14 protein-coding genes and 1 rRNA gene are annotated in these 19,674 nt (G+C 55.4%); 9 read left to right on the top strand and 6 right to left on the bottom strand.

Annotated elements, in window-relative coordinates:
- From rrf to aceK, 5 genes are all read left to right on the top strand, one after another.
- Positions 1-116 (top strand): 5S ribosomal RNA (rrf, locus tag C3708_RS19475).
- A gap of 180 nt (positions 117-296) precedes the next feature.
- Positions 297-1,226 (top strand): homoserine O-succinyltransferase, encoded by a 930-nt coding sequence (metA, locus tag C3708_RS19480; RefSeq protein ID WP_103947519.1) that lies wholly within the window; start codon positions 297-299, stop codon positions 1,224-1,226.
- A gap of 270 nt (positions 1,227-1,496) precedes the next feature.
- A complete protein-coding gene (gene aceB, locus C3708_RS19485) occupies positions 1,497-3,098 on the top strand; it encodes a malate synthase A (protein WP_103950024.1) in 1,602 nt (533 codons plus the stop codon).
- A 32-nt stretch (positions 3,099-3,130) separates the two neighbouring features.
- Positions 3,131-4,435 (top strand): isocitrate lyase, encoded by a 1,305-nt coding sequence (gene aceA / locus C3708_RS19490; protein WP_103950025.1) that lies wholly within the window; start codon positions 3,131-3,133, stop codon positions 4,433-4,435.
- Positions 4,436-4,540: 105 nt separating this feature from the next.
- Complete coding sequence (gene aceK / locus C3708_RS19495) at positions 4,541-6,268, top strand: bifunctional isocitrate dehydrogenase kinase/phosphatase (RefSeq protein ID WP_095280304.1); 1,728 nt, start codon at positions 4,541-4,543, stop codon at positions 6,266-6,268.
- A gap of 179 nt (positions 6,269-6,447) precedes the next feature.
- Here the strand turns inward: aceK and iclR are convergent, their stop codons facing one another.
- A complete protein-coding gene (gene iclR, locus C3708_RS19500) occupies positions 6,448-7,272 on the bottom strand; it encodes a glyoxylate bypass operon transcriptional repressor IclR (RefSeq protein WP_133159658.1) in 825 nt (274 codons plus the stop codon).
- Positions 7,273-7,465: 193 nt separating this feature from the next.
- Between iclR and metH the strand changes: the two genes are divergently transcribed.
- Positions 7,466-11,149, top strand: a complete 3,684-nt coding sequence (gene metH, locus C3708_RS19505) for a methionine synthase (protein WP_103950026.1) — start codon at positions 7,466-7,468, stop codon at positions 11,147-11,149.
- A 199-nt stretch (positions 11,150-11,348) separates the two neighbouring features.
- Positions 11,349-12,980, top strand: coding sequence for a Na/Pi cotransporter family protein (locus tag C3708_RS19510; protein ID WP_103947515.1), 1,632 nt, complete (start codon positions 11,349-11,351; stop codon positions 12,978-12,980).
- Here C3708_RS19510 and C3708_RS19515 read toward each other — a convergent pair.
- Positions 12,977-13,264 (bottom strand): addiction module antidote protein, encoded by a 288-nt coding sequence (locus C3708_RS19515; RefSeq protein WP_095280308.1) that lies wholly within the window; start codon positions 13,262-13,264, stop codon positions 12,977-12,979. The two genes, C3708_RS19510 and C3708_RS19515, sit on opposite strands and share 4 nt — an antisense overlap.
- Positions 13,257-13,574: a type II toxin-antitoxin system RelE/ParE family toxin gene (locus C3708_RS19520; RefSeq protein WP_103950027.1), complete on the bottom strand. Its 318-nt coding sequence runs from the start codon at positions 13,572-13,574 to the stop codon at positions 13,257-13,259. Before C3708_RS19520 ends, C3708_RS19515 begins: the two co-directional genes overlap by 8 nt.
- A 198-nt stretch (positions 13,575-13,772) precedes the next feature.
- Here C3708_RS19520 and rluF point away from each other — a divergent pair, with 198 nt between their 5' ends.
- The gene (gene rluF, locus C3708_RS19525) at positions 13,773-14,642 is read left to right on the top strand and encodes a 23S rRNA pseudouridine(2604) synthase RluF (RefSeq protein WP_103950028.1); all 870 of its coding nucleotides are present in this window, start codon (positions 13,773-13,775) and stop codon (positions 14,640-14,642) included.
- Between the two features lies 1 nt (position 14,643).
- Here rluF and C3708_RS19530 read toward each other — a convergent pair whose 3' ends face one another.
- From C3708_RS19530 to lysC, 3 genes are all read right to left on the bottom strand, one after another.
- On the bottom strand, positions 14,644-14,916 hold the full coding sequence (locus C3708_RS19530; RefSeq protein WP_095280311.1) for a DUF3811 domain-containing protein: 273 nt from the start codon (positions 14,914-14,916) through the stop codon (positions 14,644-14,646).
- Positions 14,917-14,979: 63 nt separating this feature from the next.
- The gene (panS, locus tag C3708_RS19535; protein ID WP_095280312.1) at positions 14,980-15,924 is read right to left on the bottom strand and encodes a ketopantoate/pantoate/pantothenate transporter PanS; all 945 of its coding nucleotides are present in this window, start codon (positions 15,922-15,924) and stop codon (positions 14,980-14,982) included.
- Positions 15,925-16,019: 95 nt separating this feature from the next.
- On the bottom strand, positions 16,020-17,369 hold the full coding sequence (gene lysC / locus C3708_RS19540) for a lysine-sensitive aspartokinase 3 (protein WP_095280313.1): 1,350 nt from the start codon (positions 17,367-17,369) through the stop codon (positions 16,020-16,022).
- A gap of 372 nt (positions 17,370-17,741) precedes the next feature.
- On the opposite strand from lysC, the gene pgi reads away from it, so the two are divergent.
- Complete coding sequence (gene pgi, locus C3708_RS19545; RefSeq protein ID WP_103950029.1) at positions 17,742-19,391, top strand: glucose-6-phosphate isomerase; 1,650 nt, start codon at positions 17,742-17,744, stop codon at positions 19,389-19,391.
- The last annotated feature ends 283 nt before the right edge of the window (positions 19,392-19,674 follow it).

Genomic DNA, 19,674 nt, shown 5'->3' on the forward strand with positions numbered 1-19,674 from the left:
CCTGGCGGCTTTAGCGCGGTGGTCCCACCTGACCCCATGCCGAACTCAGAAGTGAAACGCCGTAGCGCCGATGGTAGTGTGGGGTCTCCCCATGTGAGAGTAGGGAACTGCCAGGCATCAATTAAGTGAAGAGGCCATCCGGAAGGATGGCCTTTTTGTGTTTTTGTCCTTTCTAAAAATCCTCCGTGAAACTTTCTCACCTTCCTCTTACAGACTCGACATTCACCCGATTCCTGGTTATTGTCAGCTATCTGGATGTCTAAACGTTTATACGTATGCTGTGAGGATATAAGGTTATGCCGATTAGGGTGCAGGACGAGCTACCAGCCGTCAATTTCTTGCGTGAAGAAAACGTCTTCGTGATGAAGGCCTCGCGCGCGACAGGTCAGGAAATTCGCCCTCTAAAGGTTCTTATCCTCAATCTGATGCCTAAGAAGATCGAAACGGAAAATCAGTTTCTCCGTTTGCTCTCTAACTCGCCGCTACAAGTGGACATTCAGCTGCTGCGTATCGATGCCCGTGAATCGCGCAACACACCGTCCGAACATTTGAATAATTTCTACTGTAACTTCGAAGATATCCGTAATGATAATTACGATGGCCTGATCGTCACAGGCGCGCCGCTTGGCCTGGTGGAATTCAACGATGTGGCCTATTGGCCGCAGATCAAACAGGTTCTCGAATGGGCCAAAGATCACGTCACCTCAACACTCTTTGTCTGTTGGGCGGTACAAGCGGCACTGAATATTCTCTACGGCATCCCTAAACAAACCCGCGCAGATAAGCTTTCTGGTGTCTATGAACATCATATTCTTCATCCCCATGCGCTGCTGACTCGCGGTTTTGACGACTCTTTCCTCGCCCCTCACTCGCGCTATGCGGATTTCCCGGCAGCACTGATTCGTGATTACACCGATTTGGAGATCCTGGCCGAGACGGAGGATGGTGACGCCTATCTGTTCGCCAGCAAAGACAAACGTATCGCCTTTGTCACCGGTCATCCCGAGTACGACGCCCACACCCTCGCGAGCGAATTTTTCCGCGATTTAGAAGCGGGATTAACCCCGGAAATTCCCTACAACTATTTCCCTAAAAACGATCCACAGAACACACCCAGAGCGTCCTGGCGCAGTCACGGGAATTTGCTCTTTACTAACTGGCTCAACTATTACGTCTACCAGATCACGCCATACGATCTGCGCCACATGAATCCAACGCTAGAGTAATGTTCTACTCTAAGCGATCCTAAAGCGTTTCAGCATTCCAGAACAGGCACCTTCGGGTGCCTTTTTTATTTCCGAAACCAAACTCATCAATTGATCTATTTTTAATCTCAATACAATCAATAACATATTTGTATTTTATAATTAAAATGGAAATTGTTTTTGATTTCGAAATGATAATGGTTAATCTTAATTCTGCTGAGCGAAAACTACGCAACGATCTTTCGCTCGCGATGGGGACTCTTTTTTGGATCTTTGGTGAGGAGCAGAGAGATGAATCAACAGGCAACGACCGCCGATGAACTGGCGTTTAACCAACCTTATGGTGAGCAGGAACAGCAGGTTTTAACGCCAGATGCCGTCGAGTTTCTGACTGAGCTGGTGACGCGCTTCGCACCAAAGCGCAATAAATTGCTGGCCGCTCGTATCCAGCAACAGCAGGAAATCGACAACGGCAAGCTGCCAGGATTCATTTCGGAAACCGCTTCCATTCGTGAATCAGAGTGGAATATTCGTGGAATCCCGCAGGATTTACAAGATCGTCGCGTCGAAATCACCGGCCCGGTCGAGCGCAAAATGGTGATTAACGCCATGAATGCCAACGTAAAAGTCTTTATGGCCGACTTCGAAGATTCGCTGGCGCCGGACTGGCGTAAAGTGATCGAGGGGCAAATCAACCTGCGCGATGCGGTGAATGGCACTATCAGCTATACCAACGAAGCCGGAAAAATCTATCAACTCAAACCCAATCCAGCGGTCCTGATTTGTCGCGTGCGCGGCCTTCATCTGCCCGAAAAACACGTAACATGGCGCAACGAAGCCATTCCCGGCAGCCTGTTTGATTTTGCGCTCTACTTCTTCCATAACTACAAAAGCCTGCTGGCTAAAGGCAGCGGTCCTTATTTCTACCTGCCAAAAACGCAGTCATGGCAGGAAGCGGCCTGGTGGAGTGAAGTCTTTAGCTACACGGAAGATCGCTTCAATCTGCCGCGCGGCACCATTAAAGCCACTTTGTTGATCGAAACGCTGCCGGCTGTCTTCCAGATGGATGAAATCCTGCACGCTCTGCGCGACCACATCGTCGGCCTGAACTGCGGACGCTGGGATTACATTTTCAGCTACATCAAAACCCTGAAAAATCACCCGGACCGCGTACTACCTGACCGTCAGGCGGTCACTATGGACAAACCGTTCCTCAGCGCCTACTCGCGGCTGCTGATCAAGACTTGCCACAAGCGCGGTGCGTTCGCGATGGGCGGTATGGCGGCGTTTATTCCGAGTAAAGATGCCGAGCGCAACAATCAGGTCCTGACCAAAGTGAAGGCGGATAAAGAGCTGGAAGCCCGCAATGGTCACGATGGCACCTGGGTTGCCCATCCTGGCCTGGCAGACACGGCGATGGAGGTCTTCAACAGCGTGCTGGGTGATAACAAAAATCAGCTGTTCGTTACCCGAGAAGACGATGCGTTGATTACGGCTGAACAGCTGCTGGCGCCCTGCGAGGGGGAACGCACCGAAGCCGGTATGCGCGCCAATATTCGCGTAGCGGTTCAGTACATCGAGGCCTGGATCTCGGGCAATGGCTGCGTCCCGATTTACGGCCTGATGGAAGACGCCGCCACGGCGGAGATCTCCCGCACCTCCATCTGGCAGTGGATCCACCACCAGAAAGCGCTCAACAACGGTAAACCAGTGACCAAATCTCTGTTCCGCCAGATGCTCGCCGAAGAGATGCTGGTGATTCAGGACGAGCTGGGCGAACACCGCTTCAGTAGCGGCCGTTTTGACGATGCCGCACGTCTGATGGAGCAAATCACCACTTCCGACGAACTGATTGATTTCTTAACTCTGCCCGGCTACCGCCTGCTGGCCTGAACCCACCACATAACAATATGGAGCATCTGCACATGAAAACCCGTACCCAACAAATCGAAGAATTACAAAAAGAGTGGACTCAACCGCGCTGGGAAGGCATCAACCGCCCGTACAGCGCAGAGGAAGTGGTGAAACTGCGTGGTTCGGTCAACCCGGAATGCACGCTGGCGCAGCTTGGTGCGGCGAAAATGTGGCGTCTGCTGCACGGTGAATCGAAAAAAGGATACATCAACAGCCTCGGTGCCTTGACCGGTGGTCAGGCGTTGCAGCAGGCGAAAGCGGGTATCGAAGCGATTTATCTGTCCGGCTGGCAGGTGGCAGCTGACGCCAACCTGGCGTCCAGTATGTATCCGGACCAGTCGCTTTATCCGGCTAACTCGGTGCCGTCGGTGGTGGATCGGATCAACAACACCTTCCGCCGTGCGGATCAGATCCAGTGGGCGTCCGGAATCGAACCGAACGATCCACGTTTCGTCGACTATTTCCTGCCGATCGTGGCCGATGCCGAAGCGGGCTTTGGCGGCGTGCTGAATGCCTTTGAGCTGATGAAATCCATGATTGAAGCCGGTGCAGCGGCAGTTCACTTTGAAGATCAGCTGGCGTCCGTGAAGAAATGCGGTCATATGGGCGGTAAAGTGCTGGTCCCGACGCAGGAAGCGATCCAGAAGCTGGTTGCCGCGCGTCTGGCGGCGGATGTGCTGGGTGTGCCGACGCTGGTTATCGCCCGTACCGATGCGGATGCGGCGGATCTGATTACCTCCGACTGCGACCCGTACGACAGCGAATTCATCACCGGCGAGCGCACCAGCGAAGGGTTCTACCGGACTCACGCGGGGATTGAGCAGGCCATCAGCCGTGGTCTGGCTTATGCGCCGTACGCCGACCTGGTGTGGTGTGAAACCTCTACGCCGGACCTGGCGCTGGCAAAACGCTTTGCCGATGCGATCCATGCCAAATATCCGGGCAAACTGCTGGCATACAACTGCTCGCCGTCCTTCAACTGGCAGAAGAATCTGGACGATAAAACTATCGCCAGCTTCCAGCAGCAACTGTCTGAAATGGGCTACAAATACCAGTTCATCACCCTCGCGGGCATCCACAGTATGTGGTTCAACATGTTCGACCTGGCCCATGCCTACGCGCAGGGCGAGGGCATGAAGCACTATGTGGAAAAAGTACAGCAGCCGGAATTCGCGGCGAGCAAAGAGGGTTACACCTTCGCCTCTCACCAGCAGGAAGTGGGCACGGGCTACTTCGACAAAGTGACTACCATCATTCAGGGCGGCGCGTCCTCGGTGACTGCGCTGACAGGGTCGACGGAAGAGTCACAATTCTGAATCTGATTGCCCGGCGGCGCTCCGCTTGCCGGGCCTACAGGGGTCCGTAGGCCGGATAAGCGAATGCGCCATCCGGCGATACCCGCATGATGATGGGGGAAATGCATGTCGCGAGGCCTGGAGTTACTGATTGCACAAACCATCCTGCAGGGCTTTGACGCGCAGTATGGCCGTTTTCTGGAAGTGACTTCCGGCGCGCAGCAGCGCTTTGAACATGCCGACTGGCACGCCGTTCAGCAGGCGATGAAGCAGCGCATTCATCTTTACGATCATCACGTCGGTCTGGTGGTAGAACAACTGCGCTGCATCACCGACGGTAAAAGCCCCGACGCCGATTTTCTGCTACGCGTAAAAGACCACTACACCCATTTATTACCGGATTACCCGCGCTTCGAAATTGCGGAGAGCTTTTTCAACTCCGTCTATTGTCGGTTATTTGACCACCGCTCGCTATCTCCTGAGCGGTTATTTATTTTCAGCTCTCAGCCTGAGCGTCGCTTCCGTACGATCCCGCGCCCGCTGTCGAAGGATTTCTTCCCGGAGCACGGCTGGGAAAGCCTGTTAAGCAAAATGCTCTCGGATTTACCCCTGCGTCTGCCGTGGCAAAACAAAGCGCGCGATGTGGGTTACATCATCGCTCATCTGACGGAAACCTTCGGCGCAGAAGTGCTCCAGCGCAGCCATTTGCAGGTGGCTAACGAGCTGTTTTTCCGTAATAAAGCGGCCTGGTTGGTCGGGAAACTGATCTCGCCCACGGCTACGATCCCCTTTCTGCTACCGATTCATCGCACGGATGACGGCGAGCTTTTCGTCGACGCCTGCCTGACGACCAGCGCTGAGGCGAGCATTGTTTTCGGCTTCGCCCGCTCCTATTTCATGGTCTATGCCCCGCATCCCGCCGCGCTGGTTGAGTGGCTTCGCGAGCTACTGCCCGTCAAAACCACCGCCGAACTGTATATGGCGATTGGCTGTCAGAAACACGCGAAAACGGAAAGCTATCGCGAATACCTGCACTACATCACCAGCACCGACGAGCAGTTCATCGAAGCCCCCGGCATTCGCGGGATGGTGATGTTGGTCTTCACGTTGCCCGGTTTTGATCGCGTCTTTAAGGTCATTAAAGATAAATTCGCCCCGCAAAAAGAGATGACGGCGGCGCACGTCCGCGCGTGCTATCAGCTGGTTAAAGAGCACGATCGCGTCGGACGTATGGCGGACACTCAGGAGTTTGAAAATTTTGTACTGGAGAAACGCCAGATCGCTCCGGCACTGATGGCGTTACTGCTACAGGAGGCACCGGGCAAAATCACCGATATGGGTGATAAAATTGCCATCAGCCATTTATATATTGAACGGCGGATGGTGCCGCTCAATATCTGGCTGGAGCAGGTGGACGGGCAGGCGTTGCGTGATGCAATTGAAGAGTACGGAAACGCTATACGTCAGCTCGCGGCGGCCAATATTTTCCCCGGCGATATGTTGTTTAAAAACTTCGGTGTAACCCGTCACGGGCGCGTGGTGTTCTACGATTACGATGAAATTTGCTACATGACCGAGGTGAATTTCCGCGATATCCCAGCCGCTCGTTATCCGGAGGATGAACTGGCCAGTGAGCCGTGGTACAGCGTCTCGCCGGGCGATGTCTTCCCGGAGGAGTTTCGCCACTGGCTGTGCGCCGACCCGCGCATCGGGCCGTTGTTTGAAGAGATGCACGACGACCTGTTCCGTGCCGACTACTGGCGCAGCCTACAAACCCGCATTAAAAATGGCTATGTTGAAGATGTATACGCTTACCGCAGGCGGCAGCGTTTTAGCATTCGATACGCGATGTAATGCCGGGTGGCGGCAACACCTAACCCGGCCTACGTTCAGGTTTTGTAGGCCCGGTAAGCACAGCGCCACCGGGCAACTCCGGAACCGGTGCCGATAAAAGCCGGGTGGCGGCTACGCCTTACCCGGCCTACTCGTCTTTTCCAGGCCCGTGCAAGCGAAGCGCCGCCGGGCAAAACATCTTAACGAATCCCACCATACGCCAGCGTCACTTCCTTCGCCGCTTTGATCACCAGCGCACCCAGCTCGGTCACACGGTCATCAGTGATGCGGGAAATAGGTCCGGAAATGGAGATCGCCGCGAACGGTTCGCGATGCTCATCAAAAATGCAGGCCGCAATGCAGCGCAGTCCCAGGGCGTGTTCTTCATCATCAAACGAATAGCCGCGCTTGCGTGTCTGCGCTAAATCTTCCTTCAGATGCAGGGGAGAAACCAGCGTCGCGTGGGTATATGCGTGCAGCCCTTTGCGATGCAGCAGGCCAGTGACTTGCTCCTCGCTGAGCTGCGACAGAAACGCCTTTCCCGCGCCGGAGGCATGCATTGGCAGCTTGCCACCAATCGGCGCAGACATGCGCATTAGCTGTGTACACTGCACCTGGTCAATGATAATCGCCTGATGGTCGCTCTGGTCGAGCACCGCCATATTGACCGTCTCGCCAGAATCTTCCATCAGTTTGCGCAGGATAGGGTGAACAATCGCGAGCAGATTTCGGCTTTGCAAAAAGCTGCTGCCGACGATAAATGCATGTGCGCCAACCGACCAGTGGCCCAGGTCGCCCACCTGGCGGACAAAACCGAGCTGCTGCATGGTGCTCAACAGGCGATGCGTCGTGGAGTTCGGCAAACCAGCCTGCTGCGCCAGCTCGGTCAGAGCTACGCTGCTGTGGGATTCCGCAATCCATTCCAGCAGCTTTAATCCGCGCGTCAGCGACTGAACTTGTCCGCCTGGCGGCGCGGTGGTGGCAGCAGGTTTTCTGCCGCGTTTTGCGGGAACGGTGGCGACCATGACGGATTCCTTTTTCTGTATCGTGGAAATCATTTTCGTTTTATTTGGTGAATTTGCAACCGTTATCCTGACTGATCGGAGGAGTGATAGTGAACATGTCTCATGTTAACGCTGCGTGACTTCTCCCCCCTGCGAGATTATGCCAGTATGGACCGCAGCCTTTTGGCCTTGTTGAGTGTTGTCGGGAGCGAGTGTGAGCAGCAAAGTAGATCAACTGCGTGCGCAGTTAAATGAACGAATTCTGGTGCTGGACGGCGGCATGGGCACCATGATCCAGAGCTATCGTCTCAGTGAAGAGGATTTCCGCGGCGAGCGTTTCGCCGACTGGCCCTGCGACCTGAAAGGCAACAATGACCTGCTGGTGCTGAGTAAACCGGATGTCATCGCGGCGATTCATAACGCCTATTTCGAGGCGGGCGCGGACATCGTTGAAACCAACACCTTCAACTCGACCACCATCGCTATGGCGGATTACCAGATGGAATCCCTGTCGGCGGAAATCAACTTCGAGGCCGCCCGACTGGCGCGTGCTTGCGCCGATGCATGGACTGCCCGCACACCGGAAAAACCGCGCTACGTCGCCGGGGTGCTTGGCCCGACTAACCGTACCGCCTCAATTTCACCTGACGTCAACGACCCGGCCTACCGCAACGTCACCTTTGACCAGCTGGTTGCCGCCTATCGTGAATCGACCAAAGCGCTGGTGGAAGGCGGTTCCGATCTGATCATGATTGAAACAGTTTTCGATACCCTTAACGCTAAAGCCGCGATCTTTGCGGTGAAAGAAGAGATGGAAGCGCTGGGCGTCGATTTGCCGATCATGATCTCCGGCACCATCACTGACGCCTCCGGGCGTACCCTTTCGGGGCAGACGACGGAAGCGTTTTACAACTCCCTGCGTCACGCCGATGCGCTCACCTTCGGCCTGAACTGTGCGCTCGGCCCGGACGAACTGCGCCAGTATGTACAGGAACTTTCCCGCATCGCTGAGTGCTATGTGACCGCGCACCCGAACGCCGGATTGCCAAACGCCTTTGGCGAATACGATCTTGATGCGACGACTATGGCCGCGCAGATCCGCGAGTGGGCCGAGTCGGGCTTTCTGAACATCGTCGGGGGCTGCTGTGGCACCACGCCGGAACACATCGCTGCCATGAGCAACGCAGTGGCAGGTTTACCGCCGCGCCAGTTGCCCAAGCTTCCCGTTGCCTGTCGTCTGGCCGGTCTTGAGCCGCTCACGATTGCCGATGACAGCCTGTTTGTGAACGTCGGTGAACGGACTAACGTTACCGGTTCTGCGAAGTTCAAGCGCCTGATCAAAGAAGAGAAATACAGCGAAGCGCTGGACGTCGCCCGCCAGCAGGTGGAAAGCGGCGCGCAGATCATCGACATCAATATGGATGAAGGGATGCTCGACGCCGAAGCGGCGATGGTGCGATTCCTGAACCTGATTGCCGGTGAGCCGGACATCGCCCGCGTGCCGATCATGATTGACTCCTCCAAATGGGAGGTCATCGAAAAAGGGCTGAAGTGCATTCAGGGCAAGGGCATCGTCAACTCGATCTCAATGAAAGAGGGTATCGAGCCATTCATCCACCACGCCAAACTGGTGCGCCGTTATGGTGCCGCTGTGGTGGTGATGGCCTTTGACGAAGTCGGCCAGGCCGACACCCGCGAACGCAAGATTGAAATTTGCCGTCGGGCGTACAAGATCCTGACCGAAGAGGTCGGTTTCCCGCCAGAAGACATCATTTTCGACCCCAATATCTTCGCCGTCGCGACCGGGATCGAAGAGCACAACAACTACGCGCAGGACTTTATCGGCGCGTGCGAAGATATTAAACGCGAACTGCCACACGCCCTGATTTCCGGCGGCGTCTCCAACGTGTCGTTCTCGTTCCGCGGTAACGACCCGGTGCGTGAAGCGATCCACGCCGTGTTCCTGTACTACGCCATTCGCAACGGCATGGACATGGGGATCGTCAACGCCGGACAGCTGGCGATTTACGACGACCTGCCCGCCGAACTGCGCGACGCGGTGGAAGATGTGATCCTCAACCGCCGCGACGACTCCACCGAGCGGATGCTGGATCTGGCGGAGAAATATCGCGGCAGTAAAAGCGATGAAAGCGTGAAAGTTCAGCAGGCTGAGTGGCGCGCCTGGGACGTGAAAAAGCGTCTGGAATATTCGCTGGTCAAAGGCATTACCGAGTTTATCGAGCTGGATACGGAAGAGGCGCGTCAGCTCTCCACACGTCCGATTGAGGTGATCGAAGGCCCGCTGATGGACGGTATGAACGTGGTCGGCGACCTGTTCGGCGAGGGCAAAATGTTCCTACCGCAGGTGGTGAAATCCGCGCGCGTGATGAAGCAGGCGGTGGCCTATCTTGAGCCGTACATTGAGGCCAGCAAAGAGAAAGGTTCCACCAACGGCAAGATGGTGATCGCGACCGTCAAAGGCGACGTGCACGACATCGGCAAAAATATCGTCGGCGTGGTGCTGCAGTGTAATAACTACGAAATCATCGATTTGGGCGTGATGGTTCCGGCGGACAAAATCCTCAAAACCGCGCGCGAGGTGAACGCGGATCTGATCGGCCTCTCCGGGCTGATCACCCCGTCGCTGGACGAAATGGTCAACGTGGCGAAAGAGATGGAGCGCCAGGGCTTTACCATTCCGCTGCTGATTGGCGGCGCGACCACTTCGAAAGCGCATACGGCGGTAAAAATCGAGCAGAACTACAGTGGGCCGACGGTCTACGTGCAGAACGCTTCGCGTACCGTGGGCGTGGTGTCAGCTCTGCTTTCTGCGACGCAGCGCGACGATTTTGTCGCCCGAACCCGCAAAGAGTACGACACCGTTCGCATCCAGCACGCCCGCAAAAAACCGCGCACCCCGCCGGTAACGTTGGCTGCGGCACGCGAAAACGATCTGGCGTTCGACTGGTCAAGCTACACGCCACCGGTGGCGCACCGTCTGGGCGTGCAGGAAGTCACCGCCAGTATTGAAACGCTGCGCAATTACATCGACTGGACGCCGTTCTTCATGACCTGGTCGCTGGCCGGAAAATACCCGCGCATTCTGGAAGATGAGGTGGTCGGTGAAGAGGCGCAGCGCCTGTTTAAAGACGCCAACGATTTGCTCGACCAGTTAAGTGCTGAAAAGAGCCTCAATCCACGCGGCGTTGTGGGCCTGTTCCCGGCGAACCGTATCGGGGATGACATCGAAATTTATCGCGATGAAACCCGCACCAACGTGCTGGCGGTGAGCCGTCATTTGCGTCAGCAAACCGAGAAAGTCGGTTTTGCCAACTACTGTCTGGCCGATTTCGTGGCGCCAAAACTCAGTGGCAAAGCGGACTACATCGGCGCGTTTGCTGTCACCGGTGGGCTGGAGGAGGACGCGCTCGCTGACGCGTACGAGGCGCAGCACGACGATTACAACAAAATTATGCTGAAAGCCCTCGCCGATCGCCTGGCAGAAGCGTTCGCGGAATACCTGCATGAGCGGGTACGTAAAGTTCACTGGGGTTATGCTGCGAATGAGAACCTCAGCAACGAGGAGCTGATCCGTGAAAACTACCAGGGCATTCGCCCGGCACCGGGTTATCCGGCGTGCCCGGAACACACGGAAAAGGGCACCATCTGGCAACTTCTGGATGTCGAAACTCACACCGGTATGAAACTGACCGAATCCTACGCCATGTGGCCGGGAGCGTCCGTTTCAGGCTGGTATTTCAGCCATCCTGACAGCAAATACTACGCGGTGGCGCAAATCCAGCGCGATCAGGTGGAAGACTATGCGCTGCGTAAGGGGATGAGCGTCTCAGAAGTGGAACGCTGGTTGGCCCCAAATCTGGGCTACGACGCCGACTGATTTCACTTTTCCTTACAACAAACAGGGCGCTCATCGGGCGCCCTGTCTCTTTCTGTCGCAATAACTCTTATACTTAAAAAACTCAGCCCGGTGGCGCTTCGCTTACCGGGCCTACAAAAGACCGTAGGCTGGGCAAACGCAGTACCGCCCGGCAAAGAAGCCAAAGGATAACCGACAACAATAAGGAGAACCCACTTCCGTGCTGACACTGTTACACCTGCTATCGGCCGTCGCTCTGCTGGTCTGGGGCACGCACATTGTCCGTACCGGCGTGATGCGCGTATTTGGCGCACGCTTACGCACCGTCCTCAGCCGCAGCGTTGAGAAAAAACCGCTCGCCTTCTGTGCGGGCATCGGCGTCACCGCCCTTGTGCAAAGCAGTAACGCCACCACCATGCTCGTCACCTCGTTTGTGGCGCAGGACCTGGTGGCGCTCACTCCGGCGTTAGTTATCGTGCTGGGCGCAGACGTCGGGACCGCGCTAATGGCGCGAATCCTGACCTTCGATCTCTCCTGGCTTTCGCCGCTGCTGATTTTCATCGGCGTGATCTTCTTCCTCGGCCGCAAACAGACGCGTGAAGGGCAGTTGGGCCGCGTGGGAATTGGCCTCGGGCTGATTCTGCTGGCGCTGGAACTTATCGTTCAGGCGGTCACGCCGATCACCCAGGCCAACGGCGTGCAGGTGATTTTCGCCTCGCTGACGGGCGATATTATGCTCGATGCGCTGATTGGCGCGGTGTTCGCCATTATCAGCTACTCCAGCCTCGCGGCAGTGCTGCTCACCGCGACGCTAACCACCGCCGGGGCGATCTCCTTCCCGGTCGCGCTGTGCCTGGTGATCGGCGCGAACCTTGGCTCTGGTCTGCTGGCGATGCTCAACAACAGCGGCGCAAATGCCGCTGCCCGCCGCGTGGCGCTTGGGAGTTTGCTGTTCAAGCTGGTGGGCAGCCTGGTAATCCTGCCGTTTGTCCATCCGCTGGCGAACCTGATGGATAACCTGCCGCTACCGAAAGCCGAGCTGGTGATCTACTTCCATGTCTTCTACAACCTGGTGCGCTGTCTGGCGATGGTGCCGTTCGCCGGGCCGATGGCGCGATTCTGTAAGCGCATGATTCGTGATGAACCCGAGCTGGACGCTCGTCTGAAACCGAAGCATCTCGACACCTCGGCGCTGGATACCCCGGCGCTGGCGCTGGCGAATGCCGCCCGTGAAACCCTGCGCATGGGCGATGCGATGGAGACCATGCTGGATGGCCTGAAAAAAGTCATGCACGGTGAACCGCGCGAAGAGAAAGAGCTGCGCAAGCTGGCTGACGACATCAACGTGCTTTACACCGCCATCAAACTCTATCTGGCCCGGATGCCGCAGGATGAACTGGCAGAAGAGGAGTCCCGCCGTTGGGCGGAGATTATCGAGATGTCGTTCAACCTTGAGCAGGCATCGGATATTGTCGAACGCATGGGCAGCGAAATCGCCGATAAATCACTGGCTGCCCGTCGGGCGTTCTCCCTGGAAGGCGTCGTGGAGCTGGACACGCTGCAGGATCAACTGCTCAGCAACCTGCAGCTGGCGATGTCGGTCTTCTTCTCCGGCGACGTGCCGAGTGCCCGTCGTCTGCGCCGCAACAAGCACCGTTTCCGCATTCTCAACCGCCGTTACTCTCACGCCCACGTTGATCGCCTGCATCAGCAGAACGTGCAAAGTATCGAAACCAGCTCCCTTCACCTGGGGCTGCTTGGCGATATGAAACGTCTCAACTCATTGTTCTGCTCAGTAGCCTACAGCGTCATGGAACAGCCGGACGAAGATGACGATAGGGATGAGTATTAGTTTTTTGCGCTTCTGAGCGTTAATCCGAGACCCAGCGCTTTCATGACCGCCAACGTGGTTTTGAGCGTTGGGTTTCCTTTTTCACTAAAAGAGCGGTAGAGCTGTTCCCGGGATAAACCCGTCTGTTCGGCGATTTGGCCCATACCTTTTGCCCGGGCAATAACGCCTAGAGCTTTTGCGATATAGGCAGCATCACCCGTTTCCAGTGCATCGGCCATAAACACAGCCACTTCATCATCATCGACCAGTGCATCGGCGGGATCGTAAGACGTCAATTTATTCATGGTCTATCAACTCCTTGAGGTCGAGTGTTTTGGCGAGCGTCTTCGCCAGATAGATATCTTGAGCCTGGCTGCTTTTGTCACCACCGCTTAGCAGGATGAGAAGAACATCCCCATGCTGTTTGAAATAGATTCGAAAGCCCGGGCCATAATGAACCCGCAACTCACAGATGCCTTCGCCGACAGATTTCACATCGCCTGGCAAGCCATTCGCTAATCGAAACAGCCGGGTCGCTATCAGCGTCTTCGCTCGCTTATCTTTTAGGTTCCGCTCCCATCGTTGGAAACTCTCAGTCTGGATAATTTCCTTCATACTACTCCATGTGGTTTTTAAACTACATTCAGAACGAACTATTGGCGAGAAAAATAGAAGAAAATTGCCATGTGATAAATGAGCAGAACGCAGATTCTGAAGCCGCCTCGCAAGCTGTAATAGCGAAAGTCAGTTTTTACTGGCTAATCTTTTTACCAGCCCAAACCTAAGGTATATTTCGCCCATTAAGGAGAAATTATGCTGCCCACCCAATCAACCCGATTAAACAAATACATTAGCGAGAGCGGAATTTGCTCGCGTCGTGAGGCTGACCGTTACATCGAGCAAGGCAACGTCTTCCTCAATGGCAAGCGCGCCACCATTGGCGATCAGGTTGTGCCTGGCGACGTAGTGAAAGTGAATGGTCAGCTGATCGAGCCGCGAGATGAAGAAGATCTGGTGTTTATCGCGTTGAACAAGCCGGTCGGCATTGTCAGCACCACGGAAGATGGCGAGCGGGATAACATCGTCGATTTCGTCAACCACAGCAGCCGTATCTTCCCGATTGGGCGTCTGGACAAAGACTCGCAGGGGTTAATTTTCCTCACCAACCACGGCGATCTGGTGAACAAAATCCTGCGTGCCGGTAACGATCATGAGAAAGAGTATCTGGTGACGGTCAACAAGCCTGTCACGGATGATTTTATTCGCGGTATGGGCGCGGGCGTGCCGATTTTGGGCACCGTCACCAAGAAGTGCAAAGTTAAAAAAGAGGCGCCGTTCACGTTCCGCATTACCCTGGTGCAGGGCTTAAACCGTCAAATCCGCCGTATGTGCGAGCATTTTGGTTTTGAGGTCACGAAGCTTGAGCGTACGCGCATCATGAACGTCAGCGTTTCCGGTATCCCGCAGGGAGAATGGCGCGATCTGACCGGGGATGAGCTGATTGAGCTGTTTAAGCTGATTGAAGGGTCGTCTTCCGAGGCTAAGCCGAAAGCCAAAGCGAAACCGAAAACCCAGGGGATAAAACGGCCTGTGGTCAGCGCGCCGAAATCCACAGAAAAAGAGCGCAACAAACCTGCCGGGAAACGCTTCGTACAGCCAGGCCGTAAAAAGAAAGGGCGCTAAATTAGCGCCTTCCACGGGGTGAAGTATTGGCAGTCCACGAGAACGTGGATTCCTTATCTGGCTTATAAGCCTGCGCTTTTTTGAGTTTGCGGGCTTTCTTCGCTTCGACTTCACGCTCGGCCATCAGCTTGTCGATGTACTCTTTTTTCACCTGATTGGTTTCAGCGTTTGTCAGAGTACGACCATGTGCAATCCGTGCGCGATCGAGCAGGGTTTTCAGCTCGCGCTGCTCGCCTTCCGTCATGTCTTTCTGGGTCAATCTCGGTGTGGACATACCTGAAGCCTCTTGAGAGTAGAGGCTTCAGTGTAAAGCAAGCCGGGGTTTGCGCGAAGAGAATTAGTTTTCTTTGATCACTTCTTTTTTCGGCTGCGCTTCAATCGGTTTTCCTGACCAGTAACCCGCCAGCAGCGAGCCGGACAGGTTATGCCACACCGAGAACAGTGCGCCAGGCAGCGCCGCGAGAGGGGAGAAGTAGATCTTACCGAGCGCTGCCGCAAGGCCTGAGTTCTGCATCCCCACTTCAATCGCCAGCGTACGGCAGGTCGATTCATCAAAGCCAAACAGCTTCCCGCCCCAGTAGCCGCCCAGCAGACCGATAGTGTTATGCAGAATCACCGCGATGATCACCACAAAACCAACCGACGCAATGTGCGAGGCAGAACCGGCTACCACGGCGCTGATGATCGCCAGAATGCAGACCATCGAAAAAGCAGGCAAATAGGGTTCCACAGCCTTCACGACGCGCGGGAACAGGTGATGGATAACCAGTCCGAGCGCAATGGGAATCACCACGATTTGCAGGATCGACAGCAGCATCCCCATCACGTCCACCTGAATATGCGCATCCACGTACAGACGTGTCAGCAGCGGCGTGGCAATCACCCCCACCAGCGTTGAGACCGACGAGATGGTGACTGACAGCGCCACGTCGCCTTTGGCCAGGTAGATCATCACATTCGACGCCGTCCCGCTGGCAACGCTGCCTACCAGCACCATACCGGCAGATAAATCCGGCGGCATTTTAAAGGCCATTGCCAGCAGCCAGGCGGCGAGGGGCATCACCAGATAGTGCAGGAAAATCCCCGCCGCGACCGGCGCCGGGCGCGACAGCACGCGTTTAAAATCGTCGATTTTCAGATGCACGCCCATGCCGAGCATGATCAGCATCAGCAGCGTCGTGACCCACGGGCCAACCGGGGTAAAGGTCGAGGGCGTGTAATAAGCGAGAACAGAGAGCAGCAGCGCCCAGAGCGGGAACAGCCGCGTGATTGCGGATAACATAGTGAATTCCTTGCAGTATTGTCGTTGTGTTATTTAGTTATAAAAAAGCCGGGTTCGAGCCCGGCTATAGGTATTGTTTATCGTGCTAAGGAATTTTATTCAAACAAATTATGGTGAAGTTTCTGCACGACCTGCTCGGCTTCGTGGCCCGGGACCAGGAAGCACAGGTTGTAGCTGGATGCACCGTAGCAAATCATGCGGATATTGAACGGGTCCAGCACGCCAAAGACCTCTTTGCCCACGCCGCAGGCGCGTGACAGCTGGTTGCCGATAATCGCCACCAGGGCCAGATTCTCTTCAACTTCCACGCGGCACAGAGCGGAAAGTTCCATCAGCAGGGATTGCGTCAGCAGGGTATCGCCCGTCGACGTAGAGCCAGTGGTGTCCAGCGTCAGCGCAATGCTTACCTCTGAGGTGGTGATCAAATCCACGGAGATATTATGGCGCGCCAGAATCCCGAACACTTCCGCCAGGAAACCGCGGGAGTGCAGCATATTCAGGCTGTGCAGCGTAACCAGCGTCTGCTTGCGACGCAGCGCCAGCGCGCGGAACAGCGGTGGATTTTCGGTGTTTTTACAGACCAGTGTTCCGCCCGCTTTAGGATCTTTGCTCGAGCCGACAAACACCGGAATATCGCTGCGAACCGCAGGCAGTAAAGTGGCTGGATGTAACACTTTCGCGCCAAATGTCGCCATTTCGGCGGCCTCTTCAAAGGCGATCACATCAATACGTTTTGCGGCAGGCACCACGCGCGGATCGGTGGTATAGATGCCTGGGACATCGGTCCAGATATCCACGCGGGTAGCGTACAACGCTTCACCCAGCAGCGCAGCCGTGTAGTCACTGCCGCCACGGCCAAGCGTGGTGGTGCGGCCTTTAGCTTCGCTGCCGATAAAGCCCTGAGTAATGACAATTCCCTCGGCCAGGCGCGGCGCCAGCTGTTGTTTCGACAATTCGGAAAGGGTCGCCACGTCCGGTTCTGCGCGGCCAAAGCGGTCGCTGGTGCGCATGACTTTACGCACGTCAAACCACTGCGCCAGCACGTCGCGTTCACGCAGAATTTCAACGAACAGCAGCGTCGACATCAGCTCGCCGTGGCTCACCAGTTCGTCGGTCAGTGCGGTCGAGGTCGCCAGAGAAGCGGCTTCTGCCAGGGTGGTGATATTTTCCAGCAGGCGTTCGACTTCCTCACGAATCACCTGCGGGTTCTTCATACGCTCGAGGATATCGAACTGAATTTTGCGCAGCGCGTCGAGCTTCACAAAGCGCTCGGTCGCTTCCAGTCCTTCTGACAGGGCCACCAGCAGATTGGTCACGCCAGCAGAGGCAGAAAGCACTACCAGGCGGGTCGTCGGATCGGCCAGCACCACGTCGGCGCTGCGGTTCATGGCGTCGTAATCGGCCACACTGGTACCGCCAAATTTGGCGACAACAAAACTCGTCATAACATCCTCGTGTCAGGGAAAGAATAAAGCGACCTTGGCACAAGAACGAAACGATGACAGGTGCAGGCGCAAATACCGCCCTATAAATAAAATGCGGGGGGAGTCCTGTCAACGCTGGGATTATGCGGATTTTTCATGGGGGGGTACCCCTCAGTAACAGGACTAATAACAAGCCATTATTTTATCCCTCGTTTTACGGCGATCCGAAGGACATTCCACCGCGATGGGGCTGGCTGTAGCGGCTATACTTTTGGGACTTTTCACGCCCGTTTGATGCAGACCAGGGCAATGGCATAAAAACCATCACAATTTCTGTTTACAGGCGCTACAATCGACGGCAGTCACAATTCTCAAATCACAAGAGTATTGCTAATGAAAAACATCAATCCAACGCAGACCACTGCCTGGCAGGCACTACAAAAACACTTCGACGAAATGAAAGACGTCACCATCGCGGACCTGTTCGCGAAAGACGGCGACCGTTTCAGCAAATTCTCCGCTACCTTCGACGATCAGATGCTGGTGGACTTCTCCAAAAACCGCATCACCGAAGAGACGCTGGCAAAACTGCAGGATTTGGCGAAAGAGACCGATCTGGCAGGTGCCATCAAGTCCATGTTCTCCGGCGAGAAGATCAACCGCACCGAAGACCGCGCTGTGCTGCATGTCGCGCTGCGTAACCGTAGCAATACTCCGATTATCGTCGACGGCAAAGATGTGATGCCGGAAGTGAACGCCGTGCTCGAGAAGATGAAAACCTTCTCCGAAGCCATTATCTCCGGTAGCTGGATAGGCTACACTGGCAAAGCGATCACTGACGTCGTGAACATCGGTATCGGCGGTTCTGACCTCGGCCCGTTCATGGTGACCGAAGCGCTGCGTCCGTACAAAAATCATCTGAACATGCACTTCGTTTCCAACGTCGATGGCACCCACATCGCTGAAGTGCTGAAAAAAGTGAACCCGGAAACCACCCTGTTCCTGGTCGCCTCTAAAACCTTCACCACGCAAGAGACCATGACCAACGCTCACAGCGCGCGCGACTGGTTCCTGGCAACGGCGGGCGATAACAAACACGTCGCCAAACACTTCGCGGCGCTCTCCACCAACGGTAAAGCCGTGGGCGAGTTCGGCATCGATACCGCGAACATGTTCGAGTTCTGGGATTGGGTCGGCGGTCGTTACTCCCTGTGGTCAGCGATTGGTCTGTCGATCATCCTGTCCGTAGGTTACGACAACTTCGTTGAGCTGCTCTCTGGCGCGCACGCGATGGACAAGCACTTCTCCACCACTCCGGCTGAAAAAAACCTGCCGGTGCTGCTGGCGCTGATCGGTATCTGGTACAACAACTTCTTCGGCGCAGAAACCGAAGCGATCCTGCCGTACGACCAGTACATGCACCGCTTCGCGGCGTACTTCCAGCAGGGCAACATGGAATCCAACGGCAAATACGTTGACCGTAACGGCAACGCGGTGGATTACCAGACCGGGCCAATCATCTGGGGCGAGCCGGGCACCAACGGTCAGCACGCGTTCTATCAGCTGATTCACCAGGGCACCAAAATGGTCCCATGTGATTTCATCGCGCCGGCGCAGACCCACAACGCGCTGTCCGACCATCACCAGAAACTGCTGTCTAACTTCTTCGCGCAGACCGAAGCGCTGGCGTTTGGTAAAGCCCGCGACGTGGTTGAGCAGGAATATCGTGACCAGGGTAAAGATCCGGCCACGCTGGACCACGTGGTGCCGTTCAAAGTCTTCGAAGGCAACCGCCCAACCAACTCCATCCTGCTGCGCGAAATCACGCCGTTCAGCCTGGGTGCGTTGATTGCCCTGTATGAGCACAAAATTTTCACTCAGGGCGCGATCCTGAATATCTTCACCTTCGATCAGTGGGGCGTTGAGCTGGGCAAACAGCTGGCGAACCGCATCCTGCCTGAGCTGGGCGACGATAAAGATATTAACAGCCATGACAGTTCAACAAATGGTCTGATTAATCGCTATAAATCCTGGCGTGGATAATTAATATTCCCTGAACAATGCCGGCGAAATGCCGGCATTTTTTTATCGGATAATTCCGGTTGTCCGTTACCTGGCGCAAATTTCTATTCTGAGTTTAATCCGAAAAGGCCGATTACCCGGTTAATGACTAAGGGTTATTTTAGGAAAATACGGAGACTTGCTGATATTTTATTATATTATAAATCATTGAATTTATACGTCTTGATTAATGTTTTTTATCCGCTGACATTTCGTTTCATCCATTTATCCTAAAACCGTCTCGCTATTTCCCCGTACGGCAATC

The sequence above is a fragment of the Lelliottia sp. 7254-16 genome (assembly GCF_002922995.1).
Lineage (GTDB): Bacteria > Pseudomonadota > Gammaproteobacteria > Enterobacterales > Enterobacteriaceae > Enterobacter > Enterobacter jeotgali.